The sequence below is a fragment of the Paenibacillus sp. FJAT-27812 genome (assembly GCF_001273905.1).
Lineage (GTDB): Bacteria > Bacillota > Bacilli > Paenibacillales > Paenibacillaceae > Pristimantibacillus.
In genome coordinates, this window is the sequence record NZ_LIGH01000001.1 from 74,811 (window position 1) to 88,682 (window position 13,872).

At 52.2% G+C, this 13,872-nt stretch carries 8 protein-coding genes; 1 reads left to right on the top strand and 7 read right to left on the bottom strand.

The annotated features are described in order from the left end of the window. Nucleotides 1-9: 9 nt before the first annotated feature. The 7 genes from ADU23_RS00330 to ADU23_RS00360 all read right to left on the bottom strand — a co-directional run bounded on the left by ADU23_RS00330 (nucleotide 10) and on the right by ADU23_RS00360 (nucleotide 12,505). A complete protein-coding gene (locus tag ADU23_RS00330; RefSeq protein ID WP_053371913.1) occupies nucleotides 10-2,286 on the bottom strand; it encodes a glycoside hydrolase family 88/105 protein in 2,277 nt (758 codons plus the stop codon). Between the two features lie 4 nt (nucleotides 2,287-2,290). Beyond that, complete coding sequence (locus ADU23_RS00335; RefSeq protein WP_053371914.1) at nucleotides 2,291-4,057, bottom strand: hypothetical protein; 1,767 nt, start codon at nucleotides 4,055-4,057, stop codon at nucleotides 2,291-2,293. A gap of 59 nt (nucleotides 4,058-4,116) precedes the next feature. Beyond that, nucleotides 4,117-4,989: a carbohydrate ABC transporter permease gene (locus tag ADU23_RS00340; RefSeq protein ID WP_053371915.1), complete on the bottom strand. Its 873-nt coding sequence runs from the start codon at nucleotides 4,987-4,989 to the stop codon at nucleotides 4,117-4,119. Nucleotides 4,990-5,046: 57 nt separating this feature from the next. Then, a complete protein-coding gene (locus ADU23_RS00345; protein ID WP_053371916.1) occupies nucleotides 5,047-5,949 on the bottom strand; it encodes an ABC transporter permease in 903 nt (300 codons plus the stop codon). Between the two features lie 90 nt (nucleotides 5,950-6,039). Then, on the bottom strand, nucleotides 6,040-7,668 hold the full coding sequence (locus ADU23_RS00350; protein WP_053371917.1) for an extracellular solute-binding protein: 1,629 nt from the start codon (nucleotides 7,666-7,668) through the stop codon (nucleotides 6,040-6,042). 221 nt (nucleotides 7,669-7,889) lie between these two features. Next, entirely contained in the window at nucleotides 7,890-10,154 is a 2,265-nt protein-coding gene (locus tag ADU23_RS00355; RefSeq protein WP_053371918.1) for a helix-turn-helix domain-containing protein, read from the bottom strand. 212 nt (nucleotides 10,155-10,366) lie between these two features. Further along, nucleotides 10,367-12,505: an alpha-L-fucosidase gene (locus tag ADU23_RS00360; protein WP_053371919.1), complete on the bottom strand. Its 2,139-nt coding sequence runs from the start codon at nucleotides 12,503-12,505 to the stop codon at nucleotides 10,367-10,369. A gap of 255 nt (nucleotides 12,506-12,760) precedes the next feature. On the opposite strand from ADU23_RS00360, the gene ADU23_RS00365 reads away from it, so the two are divergent. Next, nucleotides 12,761-13,624, top strand: a complete 864-nt coding sequence (locus ADU23_RS00365) for an AraC family transcriptional regulator (protein WP_053371920.1) — start codon at nucleotides 12,761-12,763, stop codon at nucleotides 13,622-13,624. The last annotated feature ends 248 nt before the right edge of the window (nucleotides 13,625-13,872 follow it).

The following is a 13,872-nucleotide window of genomic DNA, read 5'->3' on the forward strand; positions in this document are numbered from 1 at the left end:
TCTCTCCCCCTACGAATTCCGCTGCTGCGGGACTTGAGCGTTAGAGAGGACTTGCCTCGCATCCATCTGATTCAGCCTGCTGATCTCCACCCCCGCCAGCATCATAATGCCGATGCCATGGTTATCATTAACGACCGTGCGCAGCTCGTACATGTAATAGTCCGGGGAAAAAGCATACCGCGACCCGCTGCATACGCCGTGCACATTGCCCTGCCTGTCGATCGCCCCGCCGGTTAGACCCTGCCATGCTTTATGCGCAGCGGCGGCGTAGCCGTCCCTATCCTCCAGCCAGCCGAACCGTACGCCCCTGGCAAAAGCATAAGCGAACATCGCGGTACAGGAAGCCTCCTCGTAGGCTTCAGGCTGGTTAAGCACCTGTCGCCATAAGCCCGATTCCGCTTGCAGCGCCGCTACTCCCGCGCACAGCTCCCGGAACATAACGAGCAGCGCCTCCCGGTCCGGGTGGTTGCCGGGCAGCTTTTCCAGCAGCTCGGACAAGGAGAACAGGCACCAGCCGTTGCCGCGTCCCCACGGCATACGGGTAGCCATGCCATATTTAAAATCGAACACATGCGACATGATGCCTTCCGGCTCCATGAACAAGTAGCGCTTGTACAGCAAAAACTGCTTCGCCGCTTCATCCAGCGCTTCCTGCTTGCCGGTTGCCTCCGCGTAACGGATTAGGAATGGGGCGCTCATGTACAGATCGTCCGCCCACATCGTATCGGCCGAATATTCGCCCGGGCACAGCCGGTAGAACGCTCCGTCAGGCCTCCGCTCCAGCTTCTCCAGCATGAACTCCGCGATGACATCCGCTATGCGCACAAAGCTTTCGTCCCCTGTCTGCAAATATGCTTCAAGCATAGCCGACCCGAACGAGCCGCAATTGTCCAGCATCCGAATCAAAACGAGCTGGTGGTTCACCGAAGGAAAACCGTATTCGTCCCTATCCCATAACGAATACTCATACATGTCCGTGCAGCTGCGGATATGGCTGAGCGCGTAATCGGACAAATCATTCCGATTAAGCTCACGGGCGGTCCGCAGCAGCCCATACATCGTAACGCCGAGCGGGTAATCCCAGCGCCCGTAATTGGTGGCGCTGCCCGTCGTCCATTTATTGCTCAGCATCGCGTTCTCATAGTAAGGCCGCACCCTTGTTTGCGGGGCATCGAGCAGCCAATACGTATAACCGGCAGCCGCTCCTTCGGAATCGACGGCAGCATAAAGCGCAGACGTTGTGCATACCGCCTGCGGGTCAGGCTGGGCTGCCGGATCCAGCGGCCCGGCGTACAGCCATGCGCCTTCGCCTCCGTGGATAGCAGCAGGCAGCTCCAATTGGAGCTGCTTCCCGCCGGCATAAGCGCTGCATGCAAACCCCCAACCAGCATGGCTGCTTACATTGTGCACCAGCAGCTCGCGAAGCCCCGGGGCAACGAATACTTCGATGCGGTAAGAGCCCGCAGACGCAAGCTCCGCCGCTTTCCTTCCGTCCACCCATATGGAGGTCGGCCCTAGAGCATGGCCTTCCAGCACGACGGACTCCGCCTCAGCCGGTACCTGCAGCCTGCTCCAGCCGTAAGCCGCCGCAGGTTGAACGGGTAAGCCGAACAATCGCTCGCCGTTTGGCCGCGCTGCTTCCTCCTCCGTCCACTTCAGCCGAGGCTGCCAGCAAAGCCCGGTTTCTTCTTCTGCCCGCTTGAAATCGGGAAAACCATTTTCCGTCCCGAATATCCGGTTTTTCGCTGCTCCTGCGAACACCCAGCCCGCATTCCCCGTCCTGCCTGCAAAGGGAGCAAGCACCTGCATAATGCGAACCTTACCCTCGTCCGCTCCAAAACGGCAGCCGAAGCCGGCAGCCGTCTTTCGCGCCTCTACTAGGAAAGCGTTCCAGCCTTTGCGCAGTAAGAGCGGAACGATGGCGCGTGCGCCAGGCTTAAGCTCCTCTACCGCATTCGATCGGTACAGCTCCTCTTCATTGACGTACAGCCGAGCAGGGCCAAGCGGCTCCATGATGCCGTCGAGCGAGCGCTCGTCATCGCTCCATACAAGCCCGAATGCGTAAGCATAGTCGCCGATAGCTGCTCCCGGGAGCTTGAGCGAGAAATCCATCTCGTACAGTCCTTCCCGCGTTTGCAGCACACCCGATTTGGCAAAAGCGCGCAGCGCGAAGGGGACGGGAGGATTGGCGCCGGCGTACCGGCCTGCGAGCACCTCCAGTATGCGGCGCTCGTCGTCGCCGTATCCGTATCGCGCGCTTTCCCGCGCTTCCATATATGCGGTCATGTTCTCACTCCTCCCGTTTGCCCTCATTGATGTCCTTGCCGGACAGCCTGATTTCGAACGTCTTATCATATGGCGTCATTACATTTACAAGCAGTGTTTGGCAATTCGCGGGATAGCTTGCATTGTTAATAGCCTTGGCCCTGTGCTCGTGCGAGCCCCCGTCCAGCTCAATCCAGTCTTTACCCGCAGTTAAGCGGGCTGTCCCCTCTTTCCAGAACAACGTTCCAGCGGCTGCAGGCGCTATTCCCTCACCCGATAGCGAACCTTCCATATGGCATACGAATGAGATTTGCGTCATCAAAATTTCCGGCTGCTCGCAGCGGATGCGAATGCGCCAGCCATGCTCGCTCTCCGTTAGCTCAACCTCGACCTCATGCTGCTGCTCGTGCGTGACTTCCCTCAAATGATGCGGCAGCAAATACCAAGGGCTGACCGGCCCGCTGGCGGTTTCCGGCAATTGGCTCTGCGCCACGGGACCGTAGTATCCCTTCCGCTCCGTCGCCGTTAAACGGTAACCGGATTCCAGCTCTTCCAGCTGCTTCAGCTTGACGAAGCCAGGCTCAAAGGATGTGGCGATTTGTACCGCAAGCAGCCGCGCCGCGCCGTGCCGCAGCGCAAAAAAAGAATTCGTCTCGGTTATGACGGTCGCGCTGGTCGCCCCGCTTCTGTGCCGTGCTACGGGAGCGCCAAAGTCCGGATGTAGCCGGCTGTGATAGATTTTGCCTCCGTGTCCGGCCGCCTCCATCCCGCTCAAATAACGCTCGCGCGGAAAGCTGCCGTTGATGACGACCCGGTAGTTGTCCGGCAGCTCTGCCCGCTCGACCGAACTGCCTCGAAGCTCCGGATAACGCAACAAGCCGAGCAGCGCGTTATTGGGCAAGCCGCCCGGATGCGTCAGCGCTTCGCCCGCAAGCGCGGCGATAGCTTCAAACAGCGGCTCATTGTCGAGGCTTGCCATCAGCTTGGCCGAAAGAAAATAAGTGCCCATGTTGTAGGTGCTGCCAAAATCTTGGCGGCCGGAATAATCCGTCACCACTTCGCCGTCCGGATGAATCATATACGCCATCATCCGCAAATTACGGCGCACAGGCGCAAGCAGATCGGGCCGGTCAAATAGCTCCGCCGCGTAAATAAGGACGATATCGCTCACGGCATTGTATATGCCGTTGCTCCGCTCCGTCCACTCCCCGTCCTCCGTGCAGTCGATTCCTTCCGCGAGCCACTGCTCCGCTCTCGCCTTCAGCTCCGGCTGACCAGTCATTTGATACATAAACCCGAGCGCCGCCGTAATGACCCAGCGGTGATTCGGGGTGTGGCAGCCTCCCGTCAGCAAGGCAGGAATCGTTCGCACAAGAAATGTCCGGACTCCCTCCGCCGCTTGGCGCAAAGGCTCCCATGCATGGCCTGCAAGCAGCTCATGGACTTGCGCAAGGCCGCTAACGACGAATGCGGTATCCGGCGGCGAGTGCATATTCGTCCATGGCGGTGATATCGTGCCGTCGGCATGCTGGAACCGCAGCATGTACTGAGCGCTCAGCTCCAACCGGTGCAACAGCTCTTGATCATGATAAAACCTTGAATCCTCGTTGGTAATTGCGGAAGCCCAAAAAGCCATAACCATCGGGGTTCCGCCATGGCTCGGCCATGCGATGCCGTTTGCGGGATCAATGACCCCGCCGTAAAACCGGCTATCGCAATCGAGCACCTGATGATCCATTCCGTCTTGCACACAACCGTCATTGATAGAAACCAGCTTGTCGTAAATGTCCATTCGTTCTCCCACTCTTTCCTCGTCAGTCGTTTTTCGCCTTCAAGCTATATCTGAAGCACTTAACCCTTCACCGCGCCAAGCATTACGCCGCTTACGAAGTAACGCTGCAGCCACGGGTAAACGATTAGAATCGGCACGGTCGCGAATATAACGCTGGCCGCTTTCAAGCTTTCCGGGACGACGGTCGCCATTTGCGCGCCTTCCATTTGCAGAAGATCGGTAATCATGTTGTTTTGAATGAGCTGATAAAGCTTCAACTGCAGCGGATAAAGCTCCGGACTGTTGATGTACATGAGCGTGTCCGTAAAACCGTTCCAGCGTCCCACCGCATAAAACAGGCTGAGCGTCGTAATGACCGGAAGCGACAAGGGCAGCATGATGCTCAGCAAGGTCCGAAAGTGGCTGCTGCCGTCAATTTCCGCAGACTCCTCCAAGCTTTCCGGAATGTTATTAAAGAACGTAATCAAGATGATTAAATAAAAAGGGTTGATCAAACCGGGCAGCACGAGCGCCCATATGGTATCCAGCAGATGCAGATTCCGGATCAGAATATATTCGGGGATGATGCCGCCGCTGAAAAACATCGTAACGACGACGACGATCATAAATACTTTGCGGCCCTTCAGCTTTTTTTTGGACAGCGGATAACCGATCGCAATCGTCATAATCATGCTGAGCACGGTGAACAAGCCGGTCAATAGCAACGTAAACCCAAGCGAGCGAATCATCGACGCGTCAGAAAACACTTTGACATAAGCTTCAAGATTTAAATCAACCGGAATGAGGCTCACCTTACCGGAGAGAATCGGACCAGCCGAGCTCAGTGAAATAGCTGCTATATGAAGAAATGGAGCCAGACATATCAACGTGCAAACGAGTAGAATGATAAAGTTGGCGGTATCGAATACGCGGTTAGCGGTTTGCTCTTTCATAGCGTCCGCTCCTTTCAAATGATCGAATTCAGGATGGATCGTTTGCTGCGATCGCTTCTACATGATGCCTTCATCGGTAAGCTTCTTCGACGTATAGTTAGCTCCGAGCACGAAGACAAGACCTACGACCGCTTGGAATAAACCGACAACCGTTGCCAGCGTGTACTGGCCTGATTGGAGTCCGATTCGGTACACGAACGTACTGAGCACGTCAGAATATTCGCGTACGGCCAAATTGCCGATGACATACGGGCGTTCGAAGCCGATAGAAATCATATGGCCCAAATTAATGATGAGCAGCACAACGATCGTCGGCTTAAGGCCTGGAAGCGTAATATGCCAAATGCGCTTCAGCCTGCCTGCTCCGTCAATGCCGGCAGCCTCGAACAGCTCCTTGTTGATGCCGGTAAGGGCAGCCAAGTAAATAATCGTCCCCCAGCCGGCGCTTTGCCACACGCCGACAAGCAAATAGGTAATGAGCCAATCGTTTTTGTCTGTTAGAAACGGTATAGCGTCAAAACCAATCGACGTAATCAAATTATTGATCATGCCTGATTCCGTGCCGAACACCTGATAGACGATTCCTCCGATAATGACCCATGAAATAAAATGCGGAATGTAGAGTATCGTTTGCGACAGCTTCTTGAACCACAACGTTTTCATCTCGTATAACATGATGGCCAAAATAAGCGGCGCTGGGAACGACATGAGCAAATCCAGAAAATTAAGCATCAGCGTATTGCGCAGCGTCAAATAAAAATCGCGCATGCCGAAAACTTCCTTGAACGCCTCGAAGCCGATCCATTCACTTCCCGTTATGCCCTGAAAGAAGTTAAAGTCTTTAAATGCGATTTGGATTCCGTACATCGGTCCGTATTTGAAAATAATGAAATAAGACAGCGGCAAAACCAGCAGTGCGTACAGCTGCCAGTATCTGCGGAAATAGGCGGTATTGCTCATAGCGGTCTCCTCCTTATGCATCGGTTTGGCGCAGGAACGAGGAAGTTGCTTTTCCTCGTTCCGTCGCCGCGGCCCATTTTGCTCAGCGCATTATTTCGCCTGCATCTCTTTGTAAACAGACGTTCTCTCGTCCAGAATCGCCTGGCCTCCGCTTGCCATGTAGTCCTTCATCATCGTTTCATAAACGCTGTCGAACTGCTCCGTCTTCGCCATCGTTGTCTTAACGATCATCTCATTAAATTTGTCGAGCAAAGTGGTGCCATATTTCGTTTGCGCCTCGATCGGTCTGTCCATTAGCACGGGCGGAATCACATCGGAATTCGCTATCTTTTGCGCAGCTTCCACCTGCTCCTGGAATTTCGTCGGCATTTGAAGCGCTCTCGCCTTCAAGTTTTTCTCCATGCTGCCCAGCTGCTTTCCGTTTGAGATAATAACCATGTCGCCTACATTGTACATACGGTTCAACGCTTCCTCGGTCGGATTTTCAACAACGACCGGAATTTCGTCGACCATCGTATAATTTTCGCCCTCAATGCCGTTTTGCAAATTGAACAAATTATCGCCGCTCGTCATCCATTCCAAATATTTGACGGCCTCGGCCGCACGCTCGCTCGATTTTGGAATCATGATGTAAAGACCGTTCGGCGCGTACATCGGCTTGGCATGTTTGCCTTCTTCATTGGTGAATACGTCAACGGAAACGAGCTTCGCGTCAGGAACGTTGCTCAGCAGCGTATCGTTAGAGCCGTTCTCGTAAAATGGATTGATATCGTCCTCGCTAAAGAAGCCGATCTTCCCCGTGGACACGCCTTCACCCAGTTTTTTCTTATCCTTGTCGAGGCCAAAATCCTTGCTCATCAAACCTTCGTTGTACAGCTTGTTCATAAATTGCAGCGCATCTTTAAAGCCCGGCAGAAGCGTCGGATAATCGTTCGAACCAAGCTGCTGCGTCAGCGTATATTTTTGTTCCTCCGACACCGGCTTAATGAAAGACCAAACCAGCGGCTCGTATTGAGCGGACGCGATCGTCATGCCGAGTGGAATAACCTGTCCGCCCGTTGCGCCCGGATCTTTCTCCTTAAACGCTTTCAACGTTTCATACAGCTCTTCTGTCGTTTGCGGAACCGGCATATTCAGCTTATCCAGCCAGTCTTGACGGATGAAGGACGCGTATTTGCCTACATTCGACCGCTTTGCAGGAATCGCGAACTGTGTGCCTTGGAACTGGCCGTAGCCGAGAACTTCATCGCCCAGAAATGCTTTCAAATTCGGCGCCTGCTCAAGAAGCGGTCCGATATCGGTCAAGCCGCCCTGTTTGGCGTAACGGTTAAATGTATTCGGATCATAAGTAAAGACGATGTCCGGCACGTTGCTGCCGCTGGCCATCAGCACATTCAGCTTCTCGACCTCCTCCGAACGCGGAACCGGTACAAACTCCATATTAATGTTGTTCGGATCTCCGAAATTCTTTTGAATAAATTTCGTCATGTAGTTGTCCGTAATCGTGGAGCCGGCCGGCGAGTTGCCTCTATCGAACACCTCAACCTTAAGCGTTACCCGCTCCTTTGACGTTCCCCCATTCTTATTGCCTGATGCTTCCTCTTTCGAGTTTGCCGAGTTTGCCGAGCATGCCGTAAATAATAAGGAACAAGCTAAGCCAATCGCCAAAACCGCTTTCTTCTTACCCAACATTCCTCTTCCTTTTTTGCTTCCAATCATCGTTCCAAGCCCCCTCTATGAATGATGTAACATTGTACCGGGCAGGCCGCTCGACATTTCAGGATAACGCTTTCAGAAATGCTGCTGCAGCCCGATTCGGAATGACCACAGTATGGCATGGCATCCGAAGAGGCAGCAATAAACTAGTTTCCAATCGATAAACTCCTGCTTCTTTTCCCATTATCTGTATACAATGACCGTAGTCGTGCAATAAACAATTTTCAAATATCCTCGGTATGACGGGCTTTTCCGGGCTTAATCTTCAGCTTTCTATAGTCTCCCGGCGTTACACCGGCGATTCGCTTGAACACGCGGCCGAACGTAATCGAATTCGCATATCCCACCTGAAGGGCAATATTTTGCACCGACTCCTCGGTAGTCGCGAGCAGCTCCTCCGCCCGCTCCATACGAAGCTGAACGATAAAATCAACAAACTTCATATTAAATTCTTCTTTGAATAAATAGCTGGCGTATTTGCCCGATATATGGAACCGGTCGCTCAAGTGCTTTAACGATAAATCCGGGTTCTCGAAATTCTCCTCGATATATGCCTTCAATTCGTTTATCATTGCGCGATGGTTTTTCGTTTCGCTGTGCGCGACATAAGTGCGGTATATATCCGTCAGCCGCTCAAAGTAATAAGCTTTTAATTCGTCTAGCGTCGCGGTATCGTCGGCTTCACCCTGCTTGGCCTTCGCCTCTGGACCTTTGAAATGGCTGTGCAGCTCGTCGGACATATCCGACAGCTCGCTCCCGAGCATATCCATCATCGTCAGCAAAACCATCCTAATGTCCTCATCCTTCAGGCAGTCTTTCTCCAAATGCTCGAACAATCTCTCCAAATGCGCACGCCATTCGCCCGTTAAAAGCCTGAATTCCTTGACAAGCCCGGAGCCATGCTGCAGATAGGCATACCATTTCCGGCCTGCTTCATCCGGCAGATCCTCGCTCATCACGACCGATTGTTTGCCGAGGGACATCTTATGCAGCAGCACGTCAATTGCCGCCTTATAAGAGAGCCCGACCTTCTCCCATTCCCGTTCCACATGTCCGACGCCAAAAAGCAGCGACAGCCGCAAATGCTCAGCCACCCAAATCCTGCCTTTATCGGCGAATTCACGAATTTTCTCTCTTGCGGGGACACTTCCGCCGCTTAAACCGACGATCATCCCCATCCGGTTCTCCGCAATCCACTCCGCCCAGCCGTACATGCCGTCCGCTTGCGCCAGCTCCTGAAGCACGTTGGTTAAAGCAAACTTCAACGTATGCTGGTCCCGCGTTGAAAAATCGCTGCTAAAATCGCGATAGCGCCCGATCTCAACGACCACGAACGCCAATTGCTGCGGCTTCTCGCCTGCCGGAAGCAATCCCAGCTTCGCTAAACGTTCAGTAACCTTTTCTGGGCCGCTGCCCTGCATCATATCGTGGAACAGCTGCCGCCGGCTCACGAGCAGATTTTCGCGCTGCTCCTTCTCGAAATCAGCCGTTTGCTGTATGAGGCTCTCCAGCGTATGGTCGATCATGGACAATTCGTCCATCTTCAGTCCAAACGCATCCTCCCGCAGCTGTATCGATTCGATTCTGTTCATCATGACCCGGATCGGCTTATAGTTTTTTCTTGTTATATAAATGATGTAAAAAATAGCAAATACAACGGTGAGCAGGCCGATTACAACCCACACATACGAGATGACCGACACCCACATGAACAGCTGTCCTGCGGCAATGCCGCTCTCGAATGACCAGCCTGTCAGCTCCACGGATAAGCGGTTCAGCACTTTGCCGCCCTCCGCATTGCCGGATTGACCTGCCCCCCTTGTGGAAAACAACGGCGTCCCGGCCGCGTCAAGCACATCTACGAAGGAGACGCCTCCGTTATTCATCGACCTGATCATTTGCTCGACCGCATACATATCGACGTTAATGACGACGAGACCCTCGGTTCCGAATGGCAGCGGCTCTCTTTTGTAAATGGAAATTACGCGTTTATCCTTCTCCGTGCTGAATTCATGGTAGGGGCGCACGATCGACCAACCATGGCTGTCCGGGTTCGCCAGCGCCTGCTCAATGAACGCCTTGTCTGCGAACGACTCCCAGCCCACTTGCCCGCTGCGCGTCAGCACCTGCTTATCCTCCGTGCGATACACATAAATCGAATCCAGCAAGCTGTCGCTTGCGATGAGCGTGCGCATGCTATCGACGACATCGAAGATCACCTGGCTGTTATCGTCCGTTAGTCTAATATTCAGAAAATCGCGGTAACGGTGGTTTTTCCCTATCTCTTCAAGCACGTCCATCTCGATATCCTTGAGGGAACGGGACAGCCTGTCCACCATATAGCTGGTCGTTATCCGGTCCGCCTTGACCGTTTCCTTGTGCGAAATATCATTGACAACAATAAAGGACAAAAAGATCAAAATCGTCACCGTAAACAAAAAAATCGGGAAATAGGAAAGCAGCATGCGGCGGTACCAGTTCCTCTTCATCTCTATCACTCCTTGTATAAAAGCACGAATGCCTATTCTTCAGAGAAAGCGCTTACCTTGCTTATTTTAAGAGATTATACACGAGTATTCAATGACAAGCCCAGCCATTTGTTCGATTTAAACGGTTTATTGGTAAATAGCCAAAATAAAAGCCCATAGACATCGCCGGGTTGGCGAAATCTATGGGCTTATTGCTGCGTGTATCTTATTCCTCAGTCTCCCACATCCGTTGCATCACATTCCGCAAAGCTTTTTCCAAGATTATCATACAAGTCAAGCGGAGCAAGCGTCACCGAATAAAGCCTCATCAGCTCCTTCCCTTCCATTTGCACAGGCGTGATAGATAGGTCATGCTCACCGGCGGAAATCACAAATTCGCATGCCAGCGTTGCGGTTTCCTTTGGACTTTCCGTTCGTTTGACGCGTTTCTCCATAGTCTCATCCCCCAAGGCAATCCGGACAACTCCCGCATCCACCGCTTCTGCTGTGCTGTATGTTAACGATAGCCTTGTTTTCATAGAATGATTTAACCGAACCTTCCAAATCACCCGCTGATTCAAGCTCGTCCAGTTGCAAATATAATCATTTCCTTTCTTCCCGTCTCCGTATTTCATTCCCTGACTGACTTCCGCGTCAAAGCTTCTTAAGACATTAATCCCTTTTTCGCTAAGGAGGCGGCCCGCATGAGTCCTGATCTCGCCATCTACTTCCACGGCTATAACACTGTTGGTGGAATCCGGAGCCATCAAAGGGACATGAATGAGCCAATCGTAGTAATTCAGCCTTTTGGTTTCCAGAGGCTTTTGCTCCTGATCGGATAGCAGCCATGCTTTGCGAATAACATTCATCAGGCCACCCAGCACCAACTCTCCGTCCTTCGGCCACTGAAAAACGTGAAGGTACAGCTTATTCGCTTTTTTCGTCGATTCGCCCCATTGCTGCACTTCCAGCGGCGTTCTCGATGTCCCGTAAATACTGTCCCCGTTAACAGCGAGCCACGCCCCAATTTCCTGCAAAATAGGCGTATCCCGTTCGTCGATCTCCCCATTGCCCTTCGGCCCCAAATTCATCAGCATATTGCCGCCGCGCGCTGCGGATTTCGCTAAGAGCTCGATAAATGCCGAAGCCGGCTTATGGCTGTGGTCATCTATCGAATAACCATAGGATTCATTAGTCGTCGGAATGCTCTCCCAATCACCCTCGCATGGGAAAATTTCAAGCGCGCGATCCGCAGTATTCACATAATCCGCAAACGTATAAAATCCACGGCCCGCCGCAAGGCGGCCATTCACGACAACCCGGTCATCAGCCTCCCTGATCGCCTCCAAAATCTTTAAATTTTCCGATAACGGCAATTTATGCGGCGTATCAAACCATAAAATATCAGGTTCATAGACGCGTATCAGCTCCAAAATCTGCGGAATGGCTTTTTGGTCAACATAATAATTAGCCGTTCTCGGCAAAAGCTCCGGATGCTCCGAATGCCACAGCTTCCCATCCCCTTCATATAGCCGAAGATCTCCGCCCGGATTCGTATATTCCCAGTCATTGCCCGGCGCATCGGGATGCTCCCAGTCAAATGCGTGGGAGTAATAAAAGCCATACTTCATGCCGTGCCTGGCACAAGCCTCTTTAAGCTCAAGCAACGGATCGCGCTGAAACGGCGTCATGCGGATATCAAACGGATAAGCATCCGATGGATACATCGAGAATCCGTCATGGTGCTTAGCCGTAATCACCACATACTTCATGCCAGCGGCTTTAATCAGCCGAACCCACGCTTCCGCGTCAAAATGCTCCGGGCTAAACTTATCGATAAAGGCTTCCTTGTATTCCTTATGGCCGATTTTTTTCGCCCGCATCAAATGCTCGGCATATCCTTGCGATTTCTCGCCTTTCCATCTCCCGCCCGTAATCGAGTAGACTCCCCAATGAATGAAACAGCCCAGCCGAGCCTCGCGCCACCAAGCCAGCCGGTTCTCCATATTTACAAGCGACTGCGGCCACCATCCGTCCAGCGCGTGCTGAATCGCCTGACTATCATGATCATCCGCCTCCAGCACGGAAGGCGCCAGTACTCTCATAGAGGCTATTTTCAAAAGGGGATTGCCCTTCTTCAGCATTATGTTTTCTAAAACGGGCTCACCGTTCAGCACCCGGGAGTCACCCTTGAAATGATCCTCGGCATAAATGACAGCTTGAAAGCCTTTTGCCACTTGAATTGAGCTTAGCGGAGCTTCTTTCAAGCCCAGCTCTTGCAAGCGGGATAGCGAATAGTTGCCAACCGACAGCGCTGCCTTTATATCTTGACTGCTAATAATGACCGCAGATGCTTCGTTATAATCGCTCATTTGTATAACCTCCAATTCGATCGGGCTGTTCTCCGTATTTTCATCCTGCTGCTCATTATCCGGCTTAGGGCTGCTAAAGTATTTAGATGAAATTCCGCTGCTTTATAGAGATTTCCAGCAAAATATGAAAATGAAGGCGCAAGTCGTTCATCCGCCGTGAATCACGGTCATTGACAGCCTCTAATTGGAGGTTTACCCTTAAATAAAGCGCTTTCTATTGAAGCTTCCCATGATCAAGAGTGAGGTGGTTGCCTTGTGCGTATAGAATCATCGATTGTTTCCATTAAGCCTTCCATAAGAGCCGCCCATTATCACGCCTACTCCGGGACGCTCAAGGAGAAAAACCGCTGCGGCTACTGCTGCGCCTTTCACCTGATCGATAAAGGGATCGGCACTGTGCTTATGGCTGGCCGCACTTTTCCTCTGAGGAAAGGGACGCTCGTCTTTATTCCGCCGGGAACCAACCATTCCTTTCATATTTCCGAATCACAGCCTATAGCCTCCTATGATCTGTACTGTGATTTTTATACCAAAAAAGATACCCGCATCCATCTTTGCTTTAACCCTCCCGAGGATTTTAACGCTGAATGGATGACGGTGATACCAGATAGCGCGGTCATCGAGCCATTAACGGGCACACTCCAGCTTTCCCGCTACCCGGAGCTGATTCAGACTTTCATTCATCTGGTTAGGCTGAGCCGGCTCGATATCCATTTTAAGGAAGAGATCGTAAGCAGTATGCTGTACAGCTGGATTCTCCAATTGTTCAATCTGAAAATATCGGATAACATCCCTGATTACCGGATTCAAAAAATTATCGACCTGATGGAACAGTTTCCCGGTACCAACCCGCCCTATGAGCAATGGCTTGATTTATGCCAGTTAAAAAAATCGCAGTTTTACAGCATTTTCAAAAAAATGACCGGCCTCACGCCAAAAGAATGTTTTGTGCGGATCAAAATGCAGAGGGCCTACGCGATGCTCCATGAAAGCGACAGCTCCATAACCTCCATCGCCGAACAGCTCGGTTATTCGGGCATCCATTATTTCTCGAAGCAATTTTCGTCGTATTTCGGTATCCCTCCGTCCGAGCTGCGCAAACGCACCAACGCGGATTAGAGTAAAAAATGCACGGTCAGCTTAACGATGAGCTAACCGTGCATTTGACCCCATTATTTGACCGCCCCCGCGGTTATTCCTGTCACGATGTATCGCTGAAAAAACAGATAGAGGAGAACAACGGACACCATCGAAATTAACAATCCGGCGAATAGAGGCCCCCACTCGGTCCTGTACTGCATCTCCCCTTGCATGATCGCAATCCCTACTGGCAGCGTGTATTTGGAAGGAAGTCAAAACGGGCAATG

Excerpts from the sequence above, each read along its gene's own strand:
- ADU23_RS00330 (WP_053371913.1), bottom strand. The coding sequence starts at position 2,286 with ATGACCGCATATATGGAAGCGCGGGAAAGCGCGCGATACGGATACGGC.
- ADU23_RS00335 (WP_053371914.1), bottom strand. The coding sequence starts at position 4,057 with ATGGACATTTACGACAAGCTGGTTTCTATCAATGACGGTTGTGTGCAA.
- ADU23_RS00340 (WP_053371915.1), bottom strand. The coding sequence starts at position 4,989 with ATGAAAGAGCAAACCGCTAACCGCGTATTCGATACCGCCAACTTTATC.
- ADU23_RS00345 (WP_053371916.1), bottom strand. The coding sequence starts at position 5,949 with ATGAGCAATACCGCCTATTTCCGCAGATACTGGCAGCTGTACGCACTG.
- ADU23_RS00350 (WP_053371917.1), bottom strand. The coding sequence starts at position 7,668 with ATGATTGGAAGCAAAAAAGGAAGAGGAATGTTGGGTAAGAAGAAAGCG.
- ADU23_RS00355 (WP_053371918.1), bottom strand. The coding sequence starts at position 10,154 with ATGAAGAGGAACTGGTACCGCCGCATGCTGCTTTCCTATTTCCCGATT.
- ADU23_RS00360 (WP_053371919.1), bottom strand. The coding sequence starts at position 12,505 with ATGAGCGATTATAACGAAGCATCTGCGGTCATTATTAGCAGTCAAGAT.